The following is a 25,322-nucleotide window of genomic DNA, read 5'->3' on the forward strand; positions in this document are numbered from 1 at the left end:
TCTTATTATTTGGCAGCGGTCAGCACTTTGCTTTCTGCTCCGTTTTTAAACTCGACTTTACTTTTGGCTTTTGATGTATCGGTATTGATTACCTGGACGTTTTCTGACTTTTTACCGCTTATTTTAAAAAGCAACTCGGTTGCTGCACCGTAACGCAGATTATCAAATTTAATGTTTTTACTATTTACCACGCTGATGAGTGGATTATTCTCAACCGCTTCTACATATACATTTTTAAGGTTGATGCCGTTGCCTTCTATGATATCAATACCTTTTTTAGCCTTTAGCGTGATGTTTTCCAGGTTGATATTTTTAATGCTCATTTCGGGAAGGCCTCTTACCATCAAGCCTCTGTCGGCACCGTTACAGGCCACATTGCTTACATAAAAATTGCGAAACTGTGGTGTAGCTTCGGTAACCGGCGGAATATTGTTATCATTAGCCATTTCTTCTTCTGTTGGCGATTTGCCGGTGTAGTACATATCAAACAGAATAGCGCTGGTGATGATATCTTTCATGGCAATGTTTTTAATAAAGATATTTTCGACCACGCCACCACGGCCACGGGTGGTTTTAAAGCGCAAGCCAATATCAGTGGTCATGAAGGTACAATCGGTCACAAAAATATTGCGTGCACCGCCCGACATTTCACTACCAATCACGAAGCCGCCGTGCGCACGGTAAACAACGCTGTTTTTAACAATCATGTTTTCTGTCGGCATGCCCCTTTTACGCCCTTCATCATCACGGCCCGATTTCACACAAATACCATCATCACCACAATCAAACGTACTGTTGTCAATCATTACGTTTTTGCATGATTCCACATCAATACCATCTCCGTTCTGTGCATTCCAGGGATTGCGAACTTTGACACCCTGCAAGGTTAAATCCTGGCACATTAAGGTGTGCAAACACCAGGCTGGCGAGTTTTGAAAGGTGGCATTTTGCAACAATACTTTTTTGCAGTTGGTTAACACCAGCATGTTGGGCCTGAAAAAATCTTTATACTGCTCGTTTGCAGCAGCACTTGACCCTGGTTCGATGTAACCGGCGCGCGGTGTTTTAGCGGCTTTGGCATACGCTTCGGACGGGTACCAAGTTCTGCCATTCTCGCTCACCACACCACCTGATGCTACTTTGCGTTTCCACTCCTCTTCGGTTAAACGGTCTTTGCCAATAGCTCGCCAAATTTCACCGTTGCCATCTATCACACCTTCGCCGGTGATGGCCACGTTAACCAGGTTAGTACCTGATATCGGCGACTCGTTACGGTAGGCGGCATGCCCTTCCCAATTGCCTTCTATAATTTTATACTGGCTTTTGTCTGCCGTAAACTGCAATAAAGCGGCCCGGCTTACATGCAGGTTAACATTGCTTTTTAATACAATTGGCCCGGTTAAAAACAAGCCTTGCGGTACCAGCACCACACCGCCACCTTCGGCGCTGCATGCAGCAATAGCATTGTTAATGCTTTTGGTATTTAGCGTAACACCATCGGGCTTGGCACCATATTTCAGTACGTTAATGGTATCTTTTTTAAATACCGGACGCAATACCTTAGGCAAATTTTTCCAGGAATATGCCGGTGCTTGTGCATATGTATATCCACAAGTAGCCAGTAGCAATGCGGCGATGTAAAACTTTTTTGGGCTGTTAAACATGGGCTCTGATTGGTTATATATTGGTTTATAATAGCTAACATGTCTCCGGTATTGTTAGGAGAGCAACGAGCTAATCACGAACAAGATTAGTTACTCGAAGTAATAAAAAAAAGGATATGATTAATTAAAATCATGCAATCGTTCCCGGAAACTCATCGTATTTATATAACCTGTATTTACTACTAATAACGTTTTTGCTGATTATAGTTGTTTGCTGAAGTTAAAAGTTTGGCAATGTTTTATATCACTAATCGTTTTAAATCACCTGGTGTGTTATAGCAGCAACAAAAGGTTGTATGCATATCTGAAATAAATCTATTTTAGCAACCGATTATGTTTGGATCGTACACCATAAAGGATATTGCGAAAGCATTGGGCTTGTCTACTTCTACTGTTTCGCGTGCTTTAAACGGCAGTTATGAAATAGGTGCCGAAACCAAGAAACTGGTGCTGGAATATGCCGAAAAAGTTAACTATCGCCCAAACCCTATTGCGCTTAGCTTAAAAGAGCAAAAAAGCCACTCTATAGGCGTAGTGGTTTGCGAGGTAGCCAACAATTATTTTTCGCAGGCTATTAATGGTATAGAATCTATTGCTTACAACTCAGGCTATCATGTTATCATTACCCAAACACATGAATCGGCCGCACGTGAGGCAACCAATGTGCAGCATTTGCTGTCGCGCCATGTTGACGGACTATTGGTATCACTATCTGCCTCTACCACCGATCTTGCTCCATACCAATATCTGCATGATAAAGGATTTCCTATTGTATTTTTTGACAGGGTTGCCGAGCAGGTAAACACCCATAAAATAACGGCCAACAACTTCAAAGGCGCTTTTGAAGCTACCGAGCATCTGATAAATACCGGCCATACCAAAATAGCACACATCACTAACTCTAAAAATCTGCTTATTAGTGTTGAACGGGTAGCTGGTTATAAAGCTGCGCTTGAAAAGTATAACATTCCGTTTTTACCGGAATATATTAAACACTGCGATCACGGCGGTATGATACTGGATGAAGTGGAAATGGCCGTGCATGAATTACTTAACCTGCCCGAGCGTCCAGACGCCCTCATTAGTACCAGCGACCGGCTGACCACTACCTGTTTGCCCGTAATTAGAAAAATGGGATTAAAAATTCCAAATGATTTAGCCATGGCCGGATTTACCAACTCAGACGTAGCTGAATCATTTAACCCACCTTTAACCGTAGTGCGCCAGCCCGCTTTTCAGATGGGACAACTCGCTACTGAACTGCTGATTAAAACGATCGAAAGCAAACATCCGATTTATGAATACAGTAATCAACAGGTAGATACTGAATTAATTATCAGAGAATCATCCTTGAAGTAGATAAAAACGGCTGGTTTGATTTAACATTTAAATAAAACGCAGGCCTTACTAACTAACTTAATTTTTAATGGGGATAGTGATATTAAAAGTTGTGCCCTGATGCTGCGCCGAGGCAACAACCATGTTCCCTTTTAAAAGCTTTATTTTGTTGCGGATGGTTTTTAAACCAATGCCCTGCTTTTGTTCTTCTTTACTATCAAAGCCCACACCATCGTCTTTCACTGTTATGATGATACTTTTTCTTTTATAAATTAAAGTTACATCTACCCTATCGGCTTGGGCGTGTTTAATTACGTTTAAAACCAGTTCCTGTACAATACGGTATATGGCAATTTCTAGGTAAGGTTCAACTTTATAATACATGCCTTCAAAATGGCATTGTGTGTGCATGGTTCTGCCAAACTGCTGGCATACATCCTGAATGGCATACCTCAGGCCAAAATCTTCTAATATACTGGGTGTAAGCTCATGCGATATCCGCCTGCATTCTTTGATAGCAGCGCTTAGCAATTGTCCGGTTAACTGCCGGGCAGATTGTATTTCCTCAATATCAACACCATATTTAGTCAGATTAACCTGCTCCAGGTTCATTTTAACACCATATAGCAACTGCCCTAGTCCATTGTGCAAGCTTTCGGCAATTCGCTTTCGCTCTTCTTCCTGCGCACTTAAAACTGCTGTTAATATCTCTTTCTGTTTACGTTCTTCCAGTTGCTTATTTTGCTCATGTAATAATACCTGTGGCGTAATATCCTGTGATACACCTATTACGTGTGTAGCCAAGCCTGTTTTATTGCGCTTGTAAACCGTACGGCGGGTTTTTACCCAATGGATATCACCCCGGCTGTCAAATATTCGGTAAATCAGTTCATTCACCTCGTGGCTGTCGGCATTGCGCAACTGTTCAATGTTGTTTTTAAACTTCTCTTTGTCATCTGGATGAATAACGGCATCAAAAAACAGCATTCCTAGAGCTCTGATTTGTTCGACCGTTTTGTTGAACATGCGGGTAGTGTTGCCGTTGGCATATACCATACGCATAGTACGCAGATCAATTACATACAGCATATCGGGCGCAGCATCGGCTATTCCGCGTATTAAATCGGCGTTTTCTTTTATCCTGGCCTCCGCTTGCCTGGTATGCGTAATATTCCAGTCAACACCTACCACCTGAAGCAAATCATCCGTGGCCGAACGGATGATCTGCCCCCTTACTTTAATGGTTTTGATTTGTGCATTGGCCACTATATCCAGCGTTTCTTCAAAAGGCGAATAGCCACTTCTAATGGCATCAACAATTCGCTTGGCAATAGGCTTGCAGCTTATGGTAGCAAAGGCTAGATATATTTCGGGTGTTACCGGTGTACCTGCTTTCAGATCAAACAGGCTATACATCCCTTCAGACCAACGGTAAACGCCGGTTTGCATATCATAATCCCAGCTACCCAGCTGTGCTAACTGCTCGGATTGCTGTAAGATAGCCTGGTCACGCAGTTTATTTTCTTCTTTCTTTTTACGCTCTGTTATGTTTTCAACAGTTACAAACAAGCCATCATCCAGCTTTACGGCCGTCCACCTGAACCAGCCATCAATACCACTGGCTTTAAAAGATCGTTCAATATCTGCAAAACCACTTACCGTCACAGCCTGCACGTATTCATCAAAAATACCCAAATCTTTAGCTGACGGAAATGTTTCGAGCATACGCCTTCCGGTAATATCTGCACCAGCCATATTTGTTATAACTTTATTATTCCAACTGTAAATAAAGTCAACAATCTGGCCCTGATCATCACGAACACTTTGCATTACCGACAAGCCGGTGTTAGAGGTGTTGAAAATTGCCTCGAGTAAGTTTTTGGCACGAAGTGATTCTTGCTCCGCTATTTTACGGTTGGTTATATCATCCCAAACGTGTATTACACCATCCTTATATTTAGCATTGGATATTTGAAGCCACCTGTCTCCTTCCAGAGTTTTATAATCAAGCTCATAATTTCTAAGTTCACCAGTATTAACCACCTGGCACAATGAATTAAACTGCCGCTCACAATAGTTTTTAAGCAATGCTGCCATCGTTTTACCGGACAGGTTGGTTTGACGCAGCATTTCCTCAGTTTTCTTGCTGATAAGCAGGTGCGTAAAATCAACTATTTTTCCATCCGTGTTACGAACCGCCTGGTAAACTATCAGTCCGACGTTGGGGGCGTTAAATACACCCTCAAGAAACCCGTGACTATCTGTTAAATTCTGGTAACTTTTATTCTCTACAATATGGCTCCGTACAAATAAGGTTACAAAGTAATCATCAACAGGCACCACCGTAACTTTATATAATGCCTGTGTTACCTCATGTGCATAGGTTTCAGTTTGTTTGCACTGCTCTTTTACTGCTTGCTGATACGATTTATAAACTAACGGTAACCGGATGCACTCCAAACAGCAATTTACAGATTTACCGATTACATTTAAAGAATCAACATTGAATAGCTCGGTGAAACTTGGGTTGATGTATAAACATTTGCCTTGCGCGTCTGACAATAATACGCCATCCGTCAGGCTGTCATACATAGTCTGATATTGTTTCAGCGAATATAAAATCTCTGTTACCATTAAGATATAATTGGTCAGAAATAAAGAATTAGGAAATAAGTAATTGGCTGTTAGTTAAATATTCCTCAGCAATATTTTGTTTTCATAAAATGCAGCTAAGCGGATCGGCAGAGTTATCGTCAAAAATAATAAATGCAACCAATTTATTTAACCCTTAGGTACAAACTTCACCACCTGATTTTTGATGGGTTTTAGTGTTTTAAGATAGGTAAAAATAGCTTTTATATCCTTGTCTGTCATACCCGCGTACATGGTCCAGGGCATGATAGAATTAAACTCGCCGGCTCTTACTACCTGATGTGTAGCGCTTTCGGTGCGGAACCGGGCAAAACGACTTACAAACTGTTCGGGTGTCCAGCTACCAATACCCGTAGCATCCGGCGTTAAATTGGACGATGATACTTTACCCGTAGGTAAATCAAAAGTTCGGCCACCTGCAAATTCCAATCCGGCTATAAGCTCGCCTTTGTTCACCTGTGTATGGCAATCCTGGCAGGCCGCCGTACTTACCAGATACTTACCGTAAGCCAACTGATTAGCCGTATCCGGCTTAGGCTGCAAGTGCGCTTTTGCAGGCATGGTACGCATAATGAAGTTGACCGGAAAATCGGCTTTAGATGCAGGTACCTCATTTTCAATAGCAGGCAGCGTACGCAGGTAAGCAATTACCGCAATAACATCGGCAGAATCGGCCCGGCCATAATAATGATAAGGCATTACCGGAAAAATAGGTTCGCCATTATTACGAACACCGGTGGTAATGGCTCGAAATAGCTCACCATCCGTCCAGCTTTTTAAAGCGGCCGGTGTAATATTAGGCGCATAGAAGGTTCCGGGAAATCCAACTTCGGGACCAAATCGGTCGCCGCCTTTACCGGCGGTACCAGCTACCATTGGCCCTGCAAACTCGCTAAAATTACGTGTGCTATGGCAATCTATGCACGACATAACATGATTAGCCATATAGCGGCCGCGTTCTATCATTTGCGGATTGCTTATAATTTTGATTTGTGGTGCTGCACCTACATCAGGCTTAAAATAGCGCACATAGCCCAGGCCAGATGTAATTACAACAAGTACCACCAACAAAATAAGCAATATAGCTTTGCCGGGCTTTTTCATTTTCATGATTGTGATATGTAAGGTAACTGATTATAAATTTAAGTAAATACTTACACTTTTTACCGATATTTTTTTACACAAAGAATTTCTCACCGACAAAATACCGCCGTTTACCGATAACTTAAACCCGGTTACCACTTTTGTATTGGCTCAATTTAGTTGTTGATGTACATTTGAAGCAACAAAGAATATTTAATACTACTACAATGAGTATCGAAACATATCCTAACCGCCCACAAAATAATGGCAAAGCCGTGGCCGGATTTATTTTGTTAGCTGTAGGCGGCTTGCTTTTGTTAAAGCAGTTTACCTTTTTCTTTTTTCCAAGCTGGATATTTAGTTTTCCGAGCTTGTTAATTATTATAGGCCTTTATATAGGCGCCAAAAACAACTTCCGTAATTCGGCCTGGCTTATTATGGTGGTAATAGGCAGTATCTTTTTACTGAACCGAATTTTTGACGGGTTTGATTTGCGCCAGTTTGTATGGCCACTGGTATTAATAGCTTTAGGTTTATGGTTTATTTTAAAACGAAATAATCATAAAGACCCTGACCACTGGACTCAAAAAAAAACTGTTGATTTTTCAAACATTCCGGAAGTAGATTATACCGTACCTGACCCTAACGCACCTACTGCCGGTACAGACAATACTTACACCAATCAAACCAATACAAATACGCCACCACCCTACGGCGAAGACTTTGTAGATTCAGTAACGGTATTTAGCAACCAAAAAAAAACGATTCTGTCTAAAAATTTCAGAGGCGGGGATATTGTAAACATTTTTGGCGGATCGGAACTGGATCTTACCCAGGCTGATATTAACGGCCGCGTGGTACTGGACATTGTACAAGTATTTGGCGGCTTAAAGCTGATTGTACCACCACACTGGCAAATTGTGTCTGATCAGGCAGTGATATTTGCCGGTGTTGATGATAAACGTTTTAATAAAACAACCCCGCAAAGCCCAGATAAACTATTGGTAATTAAAGGCACCTCCATTTTTGCAGGTGTAGATATACGTAGTTATTAACCTCTAAAATCTTTACATTATGAACTGGTATTTAGTAATCGTCAGCATTCACACGATTTTTAAAACTTTATCCAAACACGTTTAAAGATTTAAGTCGTACTCCATCAATCACCCTCAATCAATCACCTTTAACTGACCGCAATTTTTTGCCAAAATGGCTACATCAACAACCGTATTCAGTAAACTGAACATCGCTTTTGCCTTAGGCGGACTGGCCTGGGCCGGTTTACAAGCTTACGTAGTGCAAAGCTTTGGCTTTAACTGGTACGTTGCCATTACGGATAGTTTAACATGCACCCTGCCCCTGGCGGCGTCATGCTGGCTTATTAACAACAATTTGCGGTATTACCAGCCGGGTAAGGGCAGCTATATCAACCTGTTTTTCTGGTGCCTGGCACTGGCAGGTGGCTGCACCTTACTGGTTAGGTTTACTCTGCCTATGTTTGGATTAGGACAGACGTATGATGTTTTTATTAACCAATCTACCTTGTTGCGTTTCTTTTCATGCTTTATGGCCATAGGATGGATGGCCATGATAAGCCTGATATGGTATGTATTGCAAGACCAGAAAGAAAACGAAAAGCGCAAAGCCGAAGCCGAACAGCTGGCACGCGATGCCGAACTATACAATTTGCGTCAGCAACTACAACCCCACTTCCTTTTTAACAGCTTAAATTCCATCAACGCGCTTATTGGCTTTAAACCTGATGAAGCCCGCAAAATGATACACCAGCTATCTGACTTTTTACGGGGCACCCTTAACAAGGATGAGCAGAAGCAGGTAACTTTATGCGACGAACTGAAACACCTGAATCTTTATCTGGAAATTGAAAAAGTTCGTTTTGGACATCGGCTCAAAACCGAAATCAGCAGCGATACGAATTCGGGCGATGCCATGCTGCCGCCGTTACTTTTACAACCTATTGTTGAAAATGCCATTAAATTTGGCTTGTATGACACCACTGGCGAGGTAACCGTAAGTATACGTGCCGAAATGGAAGATAGCTACCTGGTGGTAATGGTGCAAAATCCATACGACCCACAAACCGCCCGGCCCCGCCAAGGCACCGGCTTTGGTTTAAGCGGCATACAACGTCGGCTTTATTTGTTATTTGCCCGGAATGATTTGGTGGAAACTTTCACAAATGATGATATATTTACCATCCTGATTAAGATTCCGCAAGCATGAAACGCGCCCTTATTATTGACGACGAACCTTTAGCCCGAATGGTGGTACAAGAGTACCTGATGCCTTTTAAGGATATACAGGTTTTACAGGAATGTGGTGACGGATTTGAAGGCATCAAAGCCATTATGCAGCACCAACCCGACCTGATATTTTTGGATGTGCAGATGCCAAAAATAAACGGCTTTGAAATGCTTGAACTGGTTGACCAACCACCGCAGGTAATTTTTACCACTGCTTTTGATGAATACGCCATTAAAGCTTTTGAAGCTCACGCAGTTGATTACCTGCTTAAACCTTTTTCGCGCGAGCGTTTCAATAAGGCCATCGAAAAATACTTAAGTCAGGCAGTGATACAGCCACAGGCAAACAAGCAGACAGAACAGTTGCTGGAAGCTGTTGCGCAGTCGCCATCACAGCATGAACGTATTGTGGTTAAAACCGGCACGAAAGTTAAGATTATCCCTGTGCAGGACGTAGAATACTTATCGGCCGATGATGACTACGTAAGCATTCATACGGCCGAAGGCGCTTTCTTGAAAAATAAAACCATGAGCTTTTTTGAGCAAACGCTGGATGCCCGACAGTTTGTGCGGGTGCACCGCTCTTTTATCATTAGTATCCCGCAAATTACGCGTATTGATCCTTATGAGAAAGATACTCATTTGGCTATCTTGAAATCCGGTGCTAAAATACCGGTAAGTAAAAGTGGGTATGTGAAACTTAGGCAGGTGCTGGGTTTGTAAAATAAGGAAGCGGCTTAGTAGATTTACTAAGCCGCTTCCTTATTTTACAATGTATTATAATATGCTATCAATTCGTCTAGATCTTTGTCTTTACTAATTTTCAGCTTGTGAGAATCGATATAGTTTGAAAGTTGCTGGCTCTTGTCTGAAAAAACACTTAGTATACTGTCTTTATCTTTTTTCAATTCAGACATACTGTTATTCTTATATATGTAATAACTAATGTTATTTGTTACATACTCTTGTTGTGTTCCGTATGATTTTCTCCAAGCTGTCTTTTTTGTAAACAATCTTAATAGTTTTCCATCTTTACCTCCAAGAACCTGATAAAGCGTCATTTCACCGTTTCCGTTTACAGCCGGAAATCCACTTTCAAAGAGGTATTCAGAACCATTTTTATTTTTGATAACAATGCTTTTAAGATTATTAACAAATATAGGGTTTGAGGGGGTGGTACTATTTTCAGACTCATCAGCTACTAAAAACTGATTCACCAAGTCAAGCTTCGCTTTCTCTATCTTATATCGTTTCCCGTCATTAGTGATAGCTTGTGTTTCCATGAATTGATCTTGAAAGAAAGGGCTACCATCTATCTTATTAATCCGATCATAATAAACTTCTTTCGAGGCAGGAGCCATCATAGCATTCCACATAATGCCTGTTCGAACATCAGTTGATTGTGCTTTTACTTCTGTTTTTACAACGATTATTGAACTAAAGAGCAGAACAGTAGTAAAGATTTTTTTCGTAGTCTTTTTAACAAGCGATTTCATAATTGCAATTTCTATTGTTTAAGGTTTACTGTGTAAAATACAGAAAAATAATTAAAGCAATAACAAAAGCTTCAATGCTTTTTAAAAACCAAATTTAATTCATATACCTCCGCAGCTAAAAACGCCTTTTTAAACTCTTCATTATTTGCAAACTTCAACTGCGTAAGCAATCTTGCCTCCACACACACCTCAAACTTGTCTTCCTCAAACGGCCAAGGGCTTACTGTCAATGTATCATCGGCATTTTGCTTCAGTTGATGTTCGCTTTTAGCAGGACCCCTGCTGATGTCTATACCACGCTGCTCGGGTTGTACTTTGTGCTGGCAAAGCAACAAGGACAAAGCATCGCACCATTCAAGCAGGCTATAAAGTTTATCAGCCTCGGCTTTTTCTATTCCAAGTTCTTTACGCAGCTTTTTTTGCAGCTTGGCTTGTTCTGCTAAGTAAGCTTTTATCTCTGCGTTGTGTTTTGCTTCGTCATGATACAAAAAATCCATATGCAGGGAATGCAGCAGGGCAATATACCGGCTTTTAGAAAGGGAAAACTCTGTCACACGGCGACAAAACTCCGGATCGAACGAGCGCATGGCAAAATGTAGCGGACCGCCCTGCGGCGTAAGCAACTCGTCGTTCTCTAACTCAATATGCGCATCATCATGTTCGGCAACAGCCAAAAGGGTTTCCATCCATCGTTTGGGACGTTGCTTTTGTGCCCAATGCAACATGAATTGCCCCGCCAATAGCCCATGTGCCCTTTGGGTGATAATTTCCCATCCCTGTTCTGTGTAATTTACAATCATAGCTTTTGCAGTACATAGTTGGGAACAGGTTTGGAGGTTGTTGTGTTTGATTAGAAACAATAAACCCATCCTTGCAGGGATGGGTTTACTTATAATTATTGTGGAAACCGCTTACGCAATATGCTATAAAACTTTTCGACTGTTATTGGTTTATCTGCCCAGTTGTTTTTAGTCATATAGTTGTTTTTCAAAAACCGATCGGCTTCATCAAAACTTTTGCTACGATTTAGCAGTTCAATAGCCTCGCTGTAAGCCAAACTATAGCCGTTAAACAGATCCTTCACAAACAGCATTTTATCATTCAAATTAATGGCCGATTTAAGATCGGTGATGGATTGGCTTTGAAAAGATGTTGCTGTATTGGTATTACCATGCAGCTGGGCCGACAGGCGCTGATTTAATGTAAGTACCGGCTCTTCGGCTTTTGGGGCTTGAGGCGTGGGTGCTGGTTGTGAAGTAAACAGATTAGGAGCACTTACAGGCTGTTCCACTACTGGGTCTTGTGATGCTTTTACAGGTTCAGTATGTTGTACCGGTTCCGGCTCGGCTGGAGCAGGAGCTGGGAAAGCAGGCTCGGGCTGTGCCGGCGCCGTAAACACTGCCGGAACTGGTTCTGATGCACTCACTTCTTCTGTATGGCTGCTGCTGATGCTAAAGTCATGATGTGGTGCCGACGTTTGCGACTCCTCACGCATAAAAGAATAAAAATCCTGGCGCGCGGGTTCTATATTAATTTCAGGTGCAGGTGCATCCTCTACCGATGCTACAACTGGCTCAGCCACCGGTTCCTGATATTCAGGTTCGGCTTGTGGTGCAGGTTGTTCAAATACCGGCAGCTCTGCTACAGGTTCTTCAGTAACTATCGGTTCGTCAACAACAGCCGGCGTTTCAGGTGTTACAGGCCAAGGATCATACACTACAGCGCTCTCAGCCAGCGGTGGCAGTGGTGCAGCAAATGATTCGGCTATATCTTCGTCTACCGGTAATTCGGCATGATGGTGCAGCGTTGGTGCAGGCTCGGGCTCCGGTTGCTGTGTTACAGCCGGTGTAACCGGCTCAATTTTGCTGCCGCCGGTATGTTGGTTTAGCTTGCGCAATATCTCGGTATGGTCGGTTAAAAAATGTGCGCTGGCAGCAAAAAGCTCTAAATCAAGGTCGCTAAACTCGTCATTTTGCGATTGCAAATAATCATGTTGCTCATTCAATTCTTTTAAAATACCACCTATCTTCTTAAATATTTCCTGTTGTTTCATGTTGCTGATGTTGAAAACGTACCTATCCAAAAGTAAGATATAATTCTGATATTAGCCGGCTGTAAAGTTTTTGGAATGCTGTTTAGTGAAGACGTTTTTAAAAGAAGAAGTGAGCATGGCGGAAGTATCGAAGTTATTTGTGGCTCGATGTTTTCGGGCAAAACCGAAGAGCTGATTCGCCGGTTACGCCGTGCACAGATTGCCCGCCTGGATGTTGAAATTTTTAAGCCCAAAACTGATACACGCTATGATGAAACGGCCGTTGTATCGCACAACCAAAACAGCATTCCGTCTACTCCGGTAGAAAGTTCCTCATCCATACTGTTACTGGGTAGCCATGTGCAGGTAGTGGGCATTGACGAGGCCCAGTTTTTTGACGATGAGTTACCCTATGTTTGCAACACCTTAGCCAACAAAGGCGTCCGCGTTATTGTGGCCGGATTAGACATGGATTACAAAGGCCAACCCTTTGGCCCTATGCCTGCCATTATTGCCATGGCCGAATCGGTAACTAAAGTACACGCTGTATGTGTACGCTGCGGCAATCCGGCCCTATACTCCTATCGCCTGGTGCCTGATAACAGCCGCATACTGCTGGGCGAAAAAGAAAGCTACGAGCCGCGTTGTCGTGCTTGTTATATGGAGCAGTAAACTTCTCAGTATTTCACTAATATTATTTGCAACTTGCACAACAAATTAAGTCTTTGCATGGTTATTATTTTACAATAACCATCTAATTATGAGTGTGAAGTTGATAGCCATGATGCACTGCAACATGGATGCGGAGGAGACGTTTGAACAGGAGCTGAAAAAACTGGTTGACACCTCGTTACAGGAAGATGGCTGCCTGAAATATGAAGTATACCAGTACAACAACGAACGTTGCCGTTACCTGATTATTGAGGAATGGCGTGATGAAGATTCATTAAGCAGACATCAGGAAGCAGTACCTTACAAACATTTTGTACGCATATCGCCAGTATTGCTAGCCCGGCCGGCAAAAATTAAAACTTTGGAACGTTTGGTTTAATAAGCTTTGTGCTGCAAACACAATCTTGTGCTACTTGGATCACAAAACTTACTCCATTAAAAAGGGCTGGTTAATTAATTAACCAGCCCTTTTTAATGGAAAGACGTTATTGCTTAATGTTGGGTCCGTCTTGTTTATCCTTATCTTCATTACCTACTGGGCCTCCAGCAGTGTCACCGCTGTCCAAATTCAGTTCAAATGAAGGAGTAGAAGCGTCGTAAGCCTGTTGCAGTGGGTCCATTTCAAAAGTCTTTTCAACTTCGGCACTGCTGCGACCGTTACCTTCCTGGTTATTTTCTACACCCGACTGTTCATGCCCAGCCGTTTTTAGTGGTTCTCTATTTTCTTCTGCAGCCATAACTTTTAAATTTTGTTGTACTTACTATAAGGTTGCAAAGGCCGTATTGTTTTAATGAAACGCTGCCACGTTGCCGTCTACCACAGTGGGCTCTTTAATAGCCTTGCGACCAACAAAAAACACCAGGCAGGCCAATACTGCTGAGCCCGCCATGATCGCGGCCAGCGGAATAGCGGTAAGCGAATGAAACGAACCAACCCCTACTGATGCTAATGCTCCTAAACCTAACTGCACAGCGCCCATCAGCGCCGAAGCACTTCCTGCATTTTCGGCAAACGGCGCAATGGACATTGCCGATGCGTTGGGATTAACCAAACCAATACAAGATAGGAACAAGAACAGCATTACCAGCGTACCAGGCAAACCCAATATATTTAAATAAGCACCTATTAAAAATAAGATGCCGAAAATAGCCTGAGCTACCAGCACCACAGGCACAATCTGCTGACTGCTGTATCGCTTAAGCAACCAGCTATTTACCTGACTGGAACCGATAAAACCGATGGATAAGCCGGCAAAAATCCACCCATAAGTTTCTTCACTCACACTATAAATTTTCATAAATACCAGTGGCGAACCGGCCACGTAAGCAAACAAACCCGCAAAGGCAATAGCACCGGTAAATGCATAAGTATAAAACTGCGGGTTTTTAAGTACCAACCAAAAGTTGCTCAGAATAGGGCCCGGTTTTAAGGATAGCTCCCGGTTAGGTATGTATCTGTCGGGCAGATAAAAAATAACGGCCAGCAAAATAATAACGGCAATGATAGCCAAGATTAAAAATATAGCGTGCCAGCCCCAGGCTGTAGTTACATAACCACCAACAGTAGGCGCTATCATGGGCGATGCACCTACCACCAGCATCAGCAGGGCAAACACTTTGGCGTTTTCCTCAATCGGAAATAAATCGCGAACCATAGCCACTGCTGCTACCGCAGCTGCACAGCTGCCAATGGCTTGTATAAAGCGCAAAGCAATCAGTTGATTTACACTGGCCGCCATCATGCAGCCAAACGATGCCAGCAGGTAAACGGCCAAACCAACATATAAAGGTTTTTTGCGGCCATATTTATCCAGTAATGGTCCGTATAATAATTGCCCGGCCGATATACCGATGAAGTAGCTTGACAACGACAGGGTTACCTGCTGTATAGTGGTATGCAAATCATCTGCTATGGCCTGAAAGCTAGGCAGATACATATCAATAGAAAACGGCCCTATGGTGGTTAAAGCCCCCAGAATGAGTATGAGAAAAAAATGCTGGCGCTTAGTCATGCTTTACAAATTAAGGCGGCAAAAATAGCCAGTAAAATGATTAACAGCGTGGATATGATTTATTTTGACAGACCAGCGATATTATGAAAATTGACATTTTATAAACGCAAATCTTAATCTATGTTAACAATTGATTATCAAATATTAACGATTTTTGATTTGTCAACTGAAAACGCAAATCATGAAAGTTTTAGCATCCCTTATCGCCCTAACCCTACCCGACGCTAAACCAGCGCAAATTACTCCGGTATTGTATATGGCTTCACTATATGCAAAATCTATTGCTGTGATGAGCAAAACAATGCTTGTTAACTATAAACATAACCTTGCAACTTATCTTGTAGAGGCAAACCCTTTTCACAAATTACCTTGTGGATGTGGTTGTTGAGATAATTTCTTGCGCTCATTAATTGCCCATAAACACTTTTATAGCTACCGTGGAGGCAGAGTAACCTGTTATATAGGAGCTAAAAATATATTAATAAAAGCAAATGCCCTGTTCTGATTAGAACAGGGCATTTGCTTTTATACCTAGATTAAAAGTTTACACTTCGGGTTCCTGCTGACTTAAGCAATGGAAACTACCTAAGCCCCATACAATGTCGGTAGAATCAATACCTACTACCTTGCGGTGAGGATAGCATTGCTGAATAATGTCTAATGCTTTTTGGTCTGCATCACAACGGTAAGTTGGTACTACTACCGCAGCGTTGCTGATATAATAGTTAGCATATGATGCCGGCAGCAGTTGGTCTTCATGAATAACCGGCGAAGGCATTGGCAGTTCAATTACATTCAGCTGTTTGCCGTTTAATAAACGCATACCTTTTAATACCTGCAGGTTATGTTGCAGTATGGCATAGTTCTCGTCGCTTTTATTTTCTTCCACAACGGTTACCACGGTATCCTCGTTTACAAAACGGGTAATATCGTCAATATGCCCATCGGTATCATCACCCACAATGCCATCGCCCAGCCATAGTATCTGCTCAACTCCGTAAAAGTTTTGCAGGTACTCTTCAATCTGGCTTTGTTTCAGGTGCGGATTACGGTTTTTATTGAGCAAACATGCAGTAGTGGTTAACACCGTACCAGCGCCGTTAAAATCAACCGAACCACCTTCCATCACAATACCCGGATTAAACACCGGCAAATTAAAATGCTCGGCAATACGGGTAGGTATCACATCGTCTAAATCAAACGGTGGGTATTTGCCCCCCCAGGCATTGTAACCCCAATCTACCACAGCCTTTTTCTTGGTACTGCGGTTCACCAAAAACGCCGGACCATGATCGCGGCACCAGGCATCGTTGGTTGGAAACTCAAAAAACTGAATGCGGTTTAAATCAACACCCGCCTGTTGTAAATGCTGCGTGGCAAATGCCTGCATTTGTTGGTTGGCAATATTAATGCGCACCAATTCACCTTGTGCTACTTCTTTGATAAAGGCACAGTAGTTTGCATATATGCTTTCAATTTTACCTGGCCACGAAGCCTCTTTATGCGGCCAGCTTAGCCAGGTTGCCGTATGTGGTTCCCACTCAGCAGGAAAGGTGAATCCCTGCTTTGCAGGAGAATTATTAAAATTACTCATCGTCCAACAGGCGTTTAGTGATGGGCTGATAAGTTTCTACACGTCTGTCGCGCAGGAAAGGCCAATGCGTACGGTAATGGTCGGTTTTATCCAGATCCAGTTCAATCACCGTAGTTTGCTCTTCTTTATGATCGCCCTGGAACATCACCTTACCAAATGGGTTTGACACGAATGAACCGCCCCAGAATTTAAGGCCGGCTTCTTCGCCCACACGGTTTACGCTTACCACGTGCACGCCGTTGGCCACCGCGTGTGAGCGTTGTATGGTTTGCCAAGCATTGTACTGCTCGGTATTAGTATCTACATCTTGTGATGATGCCCAGCCAATAGCGGTTGGGTAAAACAAAATTTCGGCACCCATTAAAGCGGTAATACGGGCAGCTTCAGGGTACCACTGATCCCAGCAAATAAGCACACCAATGGTAGCAAATTTAGTTTTGAACACCTTGTAGCCCAAGTCGCCCGGAGTAAAGTAGAATTTCTCGTAAAAGCCCGGATCGTCCGGAATGTGCATTTTACGATACTTGCCCAAGTAAGTACCATCGGCATCCAATACCGCAGTGGTATTGTGATACAAACCTTGTGTACGTTTTTCAAACAGCGAGGCTATGATTACCACACCCAGTTCTGCAGCTACTTTTGACAGCTCATCGGTAGATGGACCAGGAATTGGTTCAGCTAATTTAAAGTTATCATAATCCTCAACATCACAAAAATATAACGAGGTAAACAGCTCTTGCAAGCACACAATTTGTGCGCCCTGCTGTGCGGCCTCGCGTACCTTTGCAATAGCTTTCTGTAAATTTTGCTGTTTATCAGCTGTACAGCTCATCTGTACCAAACCTACTTGTACTTTGCTCATCTCTGCTTTAAAAATTTGCGCAAAAATACACATTAGTAAATTAAGTTAAGCGATATGCAGATAATGGTATTATTGAGTTAATGTAAAAAAACGTCCATTTATCTATCTGTTGCCCACCAACAGCAGGTAAGGTTTTGGTTACGTAAAACAGCTTTTTGTTTTTTTACTTAGCTTTGCAAACAAATGACTGATACGGAAACTCTCCCGAAGCCCAAAACCTGGAAAGACACTCTGTGGAGTGCTGCCAAGCTGCTGTTTAAAATTGCAGTAACATCGGTATTACTTTATTACGTTTTTACCAAAGTACCGTTTGAGGATGTTAAAGGTCGCCTGTTGCACGCTAATTACTGGTGGATGCTGGCTGCTGTAGTGGTATTTTTCTTATCCAGCGTAGTATCGGCCTGGCGCTTGTTAAGCTTCTTTAAATCAATCAATTTAAGGTTAGATACCCGTTTCAATTTCAGATTGTATTTACTGGGCATGTTTTATAACTTTTTACTTCCCGGCGGTATTGGCGGCGATGGTTATAAAATTTACATGCTTACTAAAGCCTATAAACTACCTGCCAAAAAGCTTTTCTGGGCCATTTTGTTTGATCGCCTGAGCGGCTTATGGGCCATTGGCTTAATAGTAGTTGCTTTGATTTTATTTGTACCGCAGGTAGAATTGCATATGGCCATTCCGGCCAGCATATTTTTGGTCGGATCGGCTATTTACTATTTTGTAGCGCATAAGTTTTTCAAGGAATATACCCGCAACTTTGTACAGGCACATGGTAAAGCAGTGATGGTACAATCTTTACAAGTGCTTACCATTTTGCTGGTAATGCTGGGCCAAAATTTTAGCGGCAAGTTTGCCCCTTACCTGTTATCATTCCTGCTATCAGCATTAGCAGCGGTAGTGCCTATTTCATTAGGTGGAGCTGGTGCGCGGGAGGCTATTTTCACGCAGCTTTCAGGCCCTTTCCACATGAATGTAGGTTTGGCGGTATTTCTGAGTGTATCTTTTTACCTGATTTCTTTACTCGTATCGTTAATTGGCGTTTACTACGTATTGCGTCCAAGTCGTTTGCAAGAAGGCTTGCCAGAGATGGAACAAAACGCCGAGCCTGCAGAGCAAGAAGCCGCTATCAACAAACAAATCTAACCCAATAGCTATTACCCATAATCAATAACACCATTTACCTTTTAGGAAATCAGGGGGCAACATGAATATCATCATCACGGGAGCCAGCAGCGGCGTAGGATTTGAGGCTGTATTGGATTTAATATTGACCAACAAGCACAAAATAATTGCTTTGGCCCGTTCACAAGACCGGCTTACCCGCTTGCTGGAAATTGCCAAAGGCTTAAATCCGGAATGTACGCTCTACCCTATCAAATTTGATATTGTGTATGATGACTATGCCGGGTTACAGCAATTCATCCGCACTAATTTTGATAATAAGGTAGATGTGCTGATTAATAATGCCGGTGCTTTGGTGAACAAACCCTTTATGGAACTGGGTGAGCAGGATTTTGTAGAAATGCTGCAAAGCAACTTTTTGGGCCACGTGCGCATGACGCAAAGTATATTGCCATTCATGTCGGCAGGCGGGCATATTGTTAATATCGGCACCATGGGTGCTTATCAGGGCAGTTCGCGTTTTCCGGGATTGTCAGCTTATGCTGCCAGCAAAGCCGCTTTGCATGCCTTAACTGAAAGCCTGGCGCAGGAACTGGCCGGACAAAAAATAAGCGTCAACTGCCTGGCTTTGGGATCGGCCCAAACAGAAATGCTGGAGAAAGCTTTCCCAGGATTTGAGTCGCCGGTAATGGCGTTTGAAATGGGGAAGTATATTGCCGACTTTGCCTTAACCGGTCAGAAGTTTTTTAGCGGCAAAGTAATCCCTGTTGCTTTAACAACACCGTAATTTCAAATCAAGAATATAAAGTAGAGAATTAAACTTGGCTTAACGGTAGATAACGACTGCAATAAGAATTATAATTAAAACAAGACCTGCTATAATAAGCCAGGTCTTGTTTTTTTGGTAAAATGATGGTTTGGCTGATGGAGCCAATACCTCCGTTGCTTTATTCAAAGCCTTTACTTTGCTGGCAAAGTCGCCGCTTAGGGTGTTCCGAAGCGCGCTTATCTGTTGTAAGGTGGTATTGATATCATTGGGCAAAGCTTCGTTCAAAACTTCTTTTAAACGCTTGGCCACTGTGGGCGATTTACCGTTTGTAGAGATACCGATTTTTAAATCGCCTTTTTTGACGATTGAGCCCAGGTAAAAATCACACAATTCCGGTTTGTCGGCTACATTGATAAGTAGCTTACGTTGCCGTGCAGCTTGCCGGATCTTAACGTTCAATTCATTGTCGCCGGTTGCAGCTACCACTACATCTGCCTCGTTTAAATCGCTTTCTAAAAAAGTTTTTTGCCGGATGCTTACCTGCGGATAGTTAGCTACCAATTGCTCAACTTCTGTTAACACCCGATCAGCCACAATGGTAATCCGTGCTTGCGGACTATTACCTAATAATGCCGTCAGCTTTTCCAAACCAACATTGCCGGCACCAATGAGTACAGTATGCAACTGGTTCAGTTTCAAAAAAACCGGAAACAGCAGGTTGCCGTCCGGTTCTTTTGTGCTGTTCACAGCATTATTGTTAAGCTCTTCAGGGCTTATCATACATTCACGGTTTCGCGTTTAGCTTTCATCTCAGTCAGGAATTCTTCAGCCTGTTGCAAATATGCGGTGGCAAATTCCTGTGATGGCTCGTGTTGGTTTATTTGCGTTACCAAATCATTAAAGCTGGTTAGTAAATTAATCAAACCGGCACTTACGTAATGGTTGTCAAATTCTTTGATCACACCAATTTGCGTACTGCTGTTTACACCTTTATCCAACAGTAAAGCTTTTGCCGAACTGATGAAAGTATTGTAGCTATGGTAAATGGCGTCAGCCCAACGGCCGTCCTGGTAAGCTTCTTTAGCCCAGCCCAGCTTTTCTTCAGATTCAAACAGCAGTGTAGCAACCAAATCAATCATCACACCGGCACACTCACCTACACCAATGGCGGTAGCAAAAGTTTCTTCGTGCCCCCAGTCTACAAATTCATCGTCGGCCAGGTTAGTCAAATCAGCCAGTGGTTTCAACAACTGATAAAAATAATCTTTACCCTGACGGTCGTAATAATTATGGAAAGTTTCACCCTCTGTGGTGTTAGACTGATAATCATTCAATACATAACGTAATACATGCGTAGCACGCTTAGCCGGAACTTTAATTACCTTTTCGGCTGCACGGCCCACGCCGTCGCCTACCGTACCACCACCCAGCAGCACTTGTACTGATGGCAATACGCGTTTATCAGCTTTTAAAGAACTGCCGTGAAAACCAATATGCGCCAAACCATGCTGACCGCAGGAATTCATACAGCCGCTAATTTTGATTTTAATATCGCGATTGTATACCAAATCTTCGTACTCGGTGTAAATCACCTCTTCCAATACGCGGGCTAAAGTCATGCTGTTGGAAATACCCAAGTTACAGGTATCCGTACCTGGGCAGGTAGTAACGTCAGCCACACTATCAAATCCCGGCTCGGCCAAATTGACCGATTCCAAAACGTTATATAACGCAGGCAAGGCCTCGGCACGCACATATTTAAGCAGCAAGCCTTGGTTTTGGGTGATGCGAATTTCATCAGCCACTAAACCCTTGATGCCTTCAATCAACTTACGGGCTTCGGGTGTATGAATATCGCCGATAGGCACTTTCACAAATACGCCATAAAACCCTTGTTGCTTTTGCTCAAACACGTTAGTAGCCTTCCAAACATCGTAAGCCAACTGGTTAATAATGGTTACTTCGGAATAACTGGTTGCTTGCGGTACAGCAGGTGCTGGTACCGTATCGCGGTTTATTTTGTAAGTTTTAACTTTATTGGCTGTCTTCTCAATTTCGGCCAGGCGCAATACTTCTTCCAGCCCAATTTTTTGAACCAAAAATTTTAAGCGCGCTTTGTTACGGTTGTTACGCTCGCCGTAGCGGTCAAACACCCTGATGATAGATTCGATATACGGAATCAGTTCATCTTCGGGCAAAAACTCATTTACCATATGCGCCAGTGCAGGCTGAGCGCCCAAACCACCGGCCAACAGTATTTTGAAACCGCGCTCTCCATTACGCAGTTTTGGAATTGCCCCAATATCATGGATGTAACTAAATGCGGTATCTTCTTCGCTTGATGAAAACGCAATTTTGAATTTACGACCCATCTCCTGGCAGATAGGGTTACGCAAAAAGTACTCAAAAGTAGCATGTGCATAAGGCGATACATCAAATGGCTCTTTTGGGTCGATGCCTGATGTAGGCGACGAGGTTACATTACGCACAGTGTTACCGCAGGCTTCGCGCAGGGTGATATCATCCTGCTCCAGCTTGGCCCAAAGCTCGGGCGTACGGTCAAGGCTCACATAGTGTATCTGTATATCCTGACGTGTTGTTAAGTGTAAATTACCGCTGCCATACTCGTCGGCAATATCGGCAATGCGCAATAGCTGCTTAAAAGTCACCTTACCAAAAGGCAGCTTGATACGCACCATTTGCACGCCGGGCTGACGCTGACCGTAAACACCGCGTGCTAAACGAAGGCTACGGAATTTCTCGTCGTGTATTTTACCCTCACGGAAAGCCCTGATCTTTTTCTCTAAGTCGATGATATCTTTTTCCACCACCGGGTTTTCCAGTTCAGTTCTAAAACTTTGCATGTGTATGTTTTTACAATCTTAACAAAAAAGCCACTGTCAGGGTAACTGCCCAGGCTTGAAATATTTTTATAACCTATCACCTCTTGTTATACCTTACACAGTAAAAAACCGCCATAAAACAACATAGGTCAATTTTAGGTAATATGAATAGCAAATATATACATAGTATATAAACTTAGTAGTATTTTTATACGCTTTAGTGTCACAACTAATTCAATATTTTCACCGTTAAGTATGATGCTCACATTACTAGTCCTATTAAAAAATAAATAAGGTGGGCTTATAAACAGATTTTACTCAAGCACCGTGCAAATTGTTTAGTGCTGCCATCAGATCAAGTATGCTTCAGATCAATAAAGAAATTACACCGGCAACTCATACTACAGGTTCACTTGTAACGCATTTGGAATGCCCGGCCTGTGGTAAAGCTTACAGTGCTGATATAGTACGCACCGTTTGTGAAGACTCAACATGTCTATCCTCTCTTTTTGCAAAGTATGACCTCAGTAACGGCTTGTCAAAAGAAATTTTGGCTGGTCGACCGGCAACCATGTGGCGTTACAAAGAAGTACTTCCCCTATTGGATGAAGAAAATATTGTAACACTTGGTGAAGGCTTTACACCCATATTGCCCTTAAAAAACCTCCAGCACATAGCCGGCGACAACGAAGTAGTTTGGAAAGACGAATCGGGCAATCCAACCGGCTCGTTCAAAGCCCGTGGCATTGGTGCAGCCGTATCCAAGGCAAAAGAATTAGGGATCAATACCATTATTACCCCCACTGCGGGCAATGCAGGCGGCGCTTTGGCCGCGTATGCTGCCAGGGCCGGTGTTAAAGCCGTCGTATATATGCCGCAACTCACGCCACAGGTTTTTAAAGACGAGTGCCACCTATATGGGGCACAATTGGTTGAAGTAGATGGCAACATCAGCGACTGTGGCCGGTTGGCCAACGCGCAGGCCATGATTCATGGCTGGTTCCAGGTATCAACGTTAAAAGAGCCTTATCGCTTGGAAGGTAAAAAAACAATGGGTTATGAAATTGCTGAGCAACTAAACTGGCAATTGCCCGATGTGATACTTTACCCTACCGGTGGCGGCACCGGACTGATTGGCCTTTGGAAAGCATTTGATGAAATGGAGCAACTGGGCTGGATTGGCAGCCACCGCCCACGCATGGTGGCCGTGCAATCAGAAAGTTGCAATGGTATTGTGCAGGCCTTTCATGGTAACCAGCAATCTGCAGAATTTGTGGATGGCGGCTTTACCATTGCCAACGGCTTGCGCGTACCCAAACCTTATGCCGATAAAATAATATTAAAAGTATTACGCGAAAGTAACGGTACAGCCATTGCTATTCCCGATGCACAAATGAGCGAAGCCTTAAAAGAGATAGCCCGCTACGAAGGCATGCTGATTGCCCCGGAAGGCGCGGCCCTTTGGCAAGCTTTTAAAAAGCTAAAAAGCGACGGTTGGATTAAGCCGCAAGAAAAAGTACTGTTGTTAAATACGGGTAGTGGTTATAAGTATTTAGAGAATATTGATGTTTAAAGAACAGATTTTACAACCTGGCATTGCAAGAAACGACGCAATCCCATCGCGTTCGTAATCAGGCGACGAGATTGCTTCGTTCCTCGCAATGACAGGTTTTTTGAGTGTTGCTATTTGATAATCCTACCTTTTAATTAGGTTTTTAGTAAGCTTATAACAATAATGCATCAATACGGTGCGCGTGTACCCTATCCAGTTGGCTTGACCAAGAAAAAATTGTAAAATGTCCATCCTGGGAAGCTACTAGAGCCAATGAATCACGCTGATCGTTCACAAATTGTGCCGCCGCTAAATGGCGCGTGCCGCCGTTTTGCGCCGGGTGTATAAGCGCTCCTGTACTATCTTCAACGGGTTCAGTCATTAATATTTCTTGTGCAGGCATGCTGTTTTTAGAACGGGTAACTTTTACGCCGAAAGCCAGCATATCGTACTCATGAGTAATGACGGTAGCACCATCTACTGCTGTAAAGCCGCCCACTGTATCAATAGCACGGGTTAAGGCTTCACGCCATGAGGGCTTGCTCCGTTCGCTGATGTCTTCTTTCATCAAATCGGAGATGCCACAATAGGCCGGTACTATAGGATACGATATCGGGTGCACTATAGAGTCATGCCAGGCATAAGAATTAGCAGGAACAACCAATACCAATCCGCCACGGCCATGTTCACGCATGGCGCCGGCCAGTTCAATCAGTACATTCACAGCATCGTCCTGGCTATCGGGTAATGGCATACCTAACAGTGAGGCTACCAGCGCCGGTGAATCGCCCATACCTAAGCGGCGTTCATTTACAATTTTAATTTCATCACCTTTTAAAATGGCCACGTTAATGAACTTGCCAAAACCATCGGCACGGCTGTGTTTTACCACCAGCAAACCCGGCTCTATCACTTCCAGCACAAAGCAAATGCCCGGCAGGTTTAGTACGCTCCCCCAAACATACATGCCTTTTTCATCATGCCATACGCCTAAGTGAATACCTGCCTTTTCAACTGCGGGGCCCAACTTGGTTAAATTATGCGGCGTTAATCGCAACCGGTGTTTAAACATCAGTGGCTGTTTGGCTTTTTCGGGCGGTAATAACGCTAAAGAGATTTTGGGCGAGTGGCCTTCCTCTCGCCGCAAACTGGCCCAAAAAGCTACGTCAATAACGGCCTCAATACATTGCAACTCGGGCTGGGGTGCCAGGTTACATTTACCTGCACAATCGGCTGTTTCCAGATGATAAGCAAAGTGGTTACTAATAGTACCGGATACCATTCGTGCAGCCAGATAGGTAGGTTCTGAAATCATGATTGAGTTGCCTTACAGGTTAGATAAACGACGTTGAATTTTACAATGG

General features: G+C 43.1%; 22 protein-coding genes. 9 read left to right on the top strand and 13 right to left on the bottom strand.

Going from position 1 to position 25,322, the window contains the following annotated elements; genetic code table 11:
• Positions 1–5 precede the first annotated feature (5 nt).
• A complete protein-coding gene (locus GPM24_RS11040) occupies positions 6–1,664 on the bottom strand; it encodes a glycoside hydrolase family 28 protein (protein ID WP_158826810.1) in 1,659 nt (552 codons plus the stop codon).
• 333 nt (positions 1,665–1,997) lie between these two features.
• Between GPM24_RS11040 and GPM24_RS11045 the strand changes: the two genes are divergently transcribed.
• Positions 1,998–3,023, top strand: a complete 1,026-nt coding sequence (locus GPM24_RS11045) for a LacI family DNA-binding transcriptional regulator (RefSeq protein ID WP_158826811.1) — start codon at positions 1,998–2,000, stop codon at positions 3,021–3,023.
• A 57-nt stretch (positions 3,024–3,080) separates the two neighbouring features.
• Here GPM24_RS11045 and GPM24_RS11050 read toward each other — a convergent pair whose 3' ends face one another.
• Positions 3,081–5,636 (bottom strand): PAS domain-containing protein, encoded by a 2,556-nt coding sequence (locus GPM24_RS11050; RefSeq protein WP_158826812.1) that lies wholly within the window; start codon positions 5,634–5,636, stop codon positions 3,081–3,083.
• 147 nt (positions 5,637–5,783) lie between these two features.
• Entirely contained in the window at positions 5,784–6,764 is a 981-nt protein-coding gene (locus tag GPM24_RS11055; protein ID WP_199269725.1) for a c-type cytochrome, read from the bottom strand.
• A 200-nt stretch (positions 6,765–6,964) separates the two neighbouring features.
• Between GPM24_RS11055 and GPM24_RS11060 the strand changes: the two genes are divergently transcribed.
• From GPM24_RS11060 to GPM24_RS11070, 3 genes are all read left to right on the top strand, one after another.
• Positions 6,965–7,792, top strand: coding sequence for a LiaF transmembrane domain-containing protein (locus GPM24_RS11060; RefSeq protein WP_158826813.1), 828 nt, complete (start codon positions 6,965–6,967; stop codon positions 7,790–7,792).
• Between the two features lie 154 nt (positions 7,793–7,946).
• Entirely contained in the window at positions 7,947–8,981 is a 1,035-nt protein-coding gene (locus tag GPM24_RS11065; RefSeq protein WP_158826814.1) for a sensor histidine kinase, read from the top strand.
• On the top strand, positions 8,978–9,724 hold the full coding sequence (locus GPM24_RS11070) for a LytR/AlgR family response regulator transcription factor (RefSeq protein WP_158826815.1): 747 nt from the start codon (positions 8,978–8,980) through the stop codon (positions 9,722–9,724). Before GPM24_RS11065 ends, GPM24_RS11070 begins: the two co-directional genes overlap by 4 nt.
• 44 nt (positions 9,725–9,768) lie before the next feature.
• Here GPM24_RS11070 and GPM24_RS11075 read toward each other — a convergent pair whose 3' ends face one another.
• From GPM24_RS11075 to GPM24_RS11085, 3 genes are all read right to left on the bottom strand, one after another.
• Positions 9,769–10,497 (bottom strand): hypothetical protein, encoded by a 729-nt coding sequence (locus GPM24_RS11075; protein ID WP_158826816.1) that lies wholly within the window; start codon positions 10,495–10,497, stop codon positions 9,769–9,771.
• Positions 10,498–10,568: 71 nt separating this feature from the next.
• Entirely contained in the window at positions 10,569–11,297 is a 729-nt protein-coding gene (locus GPM24_RS11080; RefSeq protein WP_158826817.1) for a DUF3891 family protein, read from the bottom strand.
• A 95-nt stretch (positions 11,298–11,392) separates the two neighbouring features.
• Positions 11,393–12,550, bottom strand: coding sequence for a DUF8457 domain-containing protein (locus GPM24_RS11085; protein ID WP_158826818.1), 1,158 nt, complete (start codon positions 12,548–12,550; stop codon positions 11,393–11,395).
• 75 nt (positions 12,551–12,625) lie between these two features.
• Between GPM24_RS11085 and GPM24_RS11090 the strand changes: the two genes are divergently transcribed.
• Both GPM24_RS11090 and GPM24_RS11095 read left to right on the top strand, forming a co-directional pair.
• Entirely contained in the window at positions 12,626–13,201 is a 576-nt protein-coding gene (locus GPM24_RS11090) for a thymidine kinase (RefSeq protein ID WP_158826819.1), read from the top strand.
• A gap of 88 nt (positions 13,202–13,289) precedes the next feature.
• Positions 13,290–13,580 carry a putative quinol monooxygenase gene (locus GPM24_RS11095; protein ID WP_158826820.1) on the top strand — a complete coding sequence of 97 codons (291 nt, stop codon included), beginning with the start codon at positions 13,290–13,292 and terminating at the stop codon, positions 13,578–13,580.
• A 106-nt stretch (positions 13,581–13,686) separates the two neighbouring features.
• On the opposite strand, the gene GPM24_RS11100 is transcribed toward GPM24_RS11095, so the two are convergent.
• The 4 genes from GPM24_RS11100 to GPM24_RS11115 form a co-directional block, all read right to left on the bottom strand.
• The gene (locus GPM24_RS11100) at positions 13,687–13,938 is read right to left on the bottom strand and encodes a hypothetical protein (protein ID WP_158826821.1); all 252 of its coding nucleotides are present in this window, start codon (positions 13,936–13,938) and stop codon (positions 13,687–13,689) included.
• A 51-nt stretch (positions 13,939–13,989) separates the two neighbouring features.
• The gene (locus GPM24_RS11105; RefSeq protein ID WP_158826822.1) at positions 13,990–15,213 is read right to left on the bottom strand and encodes a multidrug effflux MFS transporter; all 1,224 of its coding nucleotides are present in this window, start codon (positions 15,211–15,213) and stop codon (positions 13,990–13,992) included.
• Between the two features lie 544 nt (positions 15,214–15,757).
• Positions 15,758–16,807 carry an agmatine deiminase family protein gene (locus GPM24_RS11110; RefSeq protein WP_158826823.1) on the bottom strand — a complete coding sequence of 350 codons (1,050 nt, stop codon included), beginning with the start codon at positions 16,805–16,807 and terminating at the stop codon, positions 15,758–15,760.
• Complete coding sequence (locus GPM24_RS11115) at positions 16,800–17,669, bottom strand: carbon-nitrogen hydrolase (RefSeq protein WP_158826824.1); 870 nt, start codon at positions 17,667–17,669, stop codon at positions 16,800–16,802. The genes GPM24_RS11110 and GPM24_RS11115 overlap by 8 nt, the downstream gene beginning before the upstream one ends.
• A gap of 183 nt (positions 17,670–17,852) precedes the next feature.
• Between GPM24_RS11115 and GPM24_RS11120 the strand changes: the two genes are divergently transcribed.
• Positions 17,853–18,815, top strand: coding sequence for a lysylphosphatidylglycerol synthase transmembrane domain-containing protein (locus GPM24_RS11120; RefSeq protein ID WP_158826825.1), 963 nt, complete (start codon positions 17,853–17,855; stop codon positions 18,813–18,815).
• A 61-nt stretch (positions 18,816–18,876) separates the two neighbouring features.
• Complete coding sequence (locus tag GPM24_RS11125) at positions 18,877–19,581, top strand: SDR family NAD(P)-dependent oxidoreductase (RefSeq protein WP_158826826.1); 705 nt, start codon at positions 18,877–18,879, stop codon at positions 19,579–19,581.
• A gap of 39 nt (positions 19,582–19,620) precedes the next feature.
• Here GPM24_RS11125 and GPM24_RS11130 read toward each other — a convergent pair whose 3' ends face one another.
• Complete coding sequence (locus GPM24_RS11130) at positions 19,621–20,343, bottom strand: precorrin-2 dehydrogenase/sirohydrochlorin ferrochelatase family protein (RefSeq protein WP_158826827.1); 723 nt, start codon at positions 20,341–20,343, stop codon at positions 19,621–19,623.
• Positions 20,340–22,427 carry a ferredoxin-like domain-containing protein gene (locus tag GPM24_RS11135; protein ID WP_158826828.1) on the bottom strand — a complete coding sequence of 696 codons (2,088 nt, stop codon included), beginning with the start codon at positions 22,425–22,427 and terminating at the stop codon, positions 20,340–20,342. The genes GPM24_RS11130 and GPM24_RS11135 overlap by 4 nt, the downstream gene beginning before the upstream one ends.
• A 340-nt stretch (positions 22,428–22,767) precedes the next feature.
• Between GPM24_RS11135 and GPM24_RS11140 the strand changes: the two genes are divergently transcribed.
• Complete coding sequence (locus GPM24_RS11140; RefSeq protein WP_158826829.1) at positions 22,768–23,979, top strand: threonine synthase; 1,212 nt, start codon at positions 22,768–22,770, stop codon at positions 23,977–23,979.
• Between the two features lie 151 nt (positions 23,980–24,130).
• Here the strand turns inward: GPM24_RS11140 and GPM24_RS11145 are convergent, their stop codons facing one another.
• Positions 24,131–25,273, bottom strand: coding sequence for a putative sensor domain DACNV-containing protein (locus GPM24_RS11145; RefSeq protein WP_158826830.1), 1,143 nt, complete (start codon positions 25,271–25,273; stop codon positions 24,131–24,133).
• Between the last annotated feature and the right edge of the window lie 49 nt (positions 25,274–25,322).

The sequence above is a fragment of the Mucilaginibacter lacusdianchii genome, from assembly GCF_009770985.1.
GTDB lineage: Bacteria > Bacteroidota > Bacteroidia > Sphingobacteriales > Sphingobacteriaceae > Mucilaginibacter > Mucilaginibacter lacusdianchii.

Coding starts and splice junctions, on each gene's coding strand:
- GPM24_RS11130 (WP_158826827.1), bottom strand. CDS start 20,343: ATGATAAGCCCTGAAGAGCTTAACAATAATGCTGTGAACAGCACAAAA.
- GPM24_RS11070 (WP_158826815.1), top strand. CDS start 8,978: ATGAAACGCGCCCTTATTATTGACGACGAACCTTTAGCCCGAATGGTG.
- GPM24_RS11040 (WP_158826810.1), bottom strand. CDS start 1,664: ATGTTTAACAGCCCAAAAAAGTTTTACATCGCCGCATTGCTACTGGCT.
- GPM24_RS11135 (WP_158826828.1), bottom strand. CDS start 22,427: ATGCAAAGTTTTAGAACTGAACTGGAAAACCCGGTGGTGGAAAAAGAT.
- GPM24_RS11105 (WP_158826822.1), bottom strand. CDS start 15,213: ATGACTAAGCGCCAGCATTTTTTTCTCATACTCATTCTGGGGGCTTTA.
- GPM24_RS11075 (WP_158826816.1), bottom strand. CDS start 10,497: ATGAAATCGCTTGTTAAAAAGACTACGAAAAAAATCTTTACTACTGTT.
- GPM24_RS11060 (WP_158826813.1), top strand. CDS start 6,965: ATGAGTATCGAAACATATCCTAACCGCCCACAAAATAATGGCAAAGCC.
- GPM24_RS11095 (WP_158826820.1), top strand. CDS start 13,290: ATGAGTGTGAAGTTGATAGCCATGATGCACTGCAACATGGATGCGGAG.
- GPM24_RS11065 (WP_158826814.1), top strand. CDS start 7,947: ATGGCTACATCAACAACCGTATTCAGTAAACTGAACATCGCTTTTGCC.
- GPM24_RS11145 (WP_158826830.1), bottom strand. CDS start 25,273: ATGATTTCAGAACCTACCTATCTGGCTGCACGAATGGTATCCGGTACT.
- GPM24_RS11140 (WP_158826829.1), top strand. CDS start 22,768: ATGCTTCAGATCAATAAAGAAATTACACCGGCAACTCATACTACAGGT.
- GPM24_RS11100 (WP_158826821.1), bottom strand. CDS start 13,938: ATGGCTGCAGAAGAAAATAGAGAACCACTAAAAACGGCTGGGCATGAA.
- GPM24_RS11080 (WP_158826817.1), bottom strand. CDS start 11,297: ATGATTGTAAATTACACAGAACAGGGATGGGAAATTATCACCCAAAGG.
- GPM24_RS11120 (WP_158826825.1), top strand. CDS start 17,853: ATGACTGATACGGAAACTCTCCCGAAGCCCAAAACCTGGAAAGACACT.
- GPM24_RS11055 (WP_199269725.1), bottom strand. CDS start 6,764: ATGAAAATGAAAAAGCCCGGCAAAGCTATATTGCTTATTTTGTTGGTG.
- GPM24_RS11110 (WP_158826823.1), bottom strand. CDS start 16,807: ATGAGTAATTTTAATAATTCTCCTGCAAAGCAGGGATTCACCTTTCCT.
- GPM24_RS11045 (WP_158826811.1), top strand. CDS start 1,998: ATGTTTGGATCGTACACCATAAAGGATATTGCGAAAGCATTGGGCTTG.
- GPM24_RS11090 (WP_158826819.1), top strand. CDS start 12,626: ATGCTGTTTAGTGAAGACGTTTTTAAAAGAAGAAGTGAGCATGGCGGA.
- GPM24_RS11115 (WP_158826824.1), bottom strand. CDS start 17,669: ATGAGCAAAGTACAAGTAGGTTTGGTACAGATGAGCTGTACAGCTGAT.
- GPM24_RS11050 (WP_158826812.1), bottom strand. CDS start 5,636: ATGGTAACAGAGATTTTATATTCGCTGAAACAATATCAGACTATGTAT.
- GPM24_RS11125 (WP_158826826.1), top strand. CDS start 18,877: ATGAATATCATCATCACGGGAGCCAGCAGCGGCGTAGGATTTGAGGCT.
- GPM24_RS11085 (WP_158826818.1), bottom strand. CDS start 12,550: ATGAAACAACAGGAAATATTTAAGAAGATAGGTGGTATTTTAAAAGAA.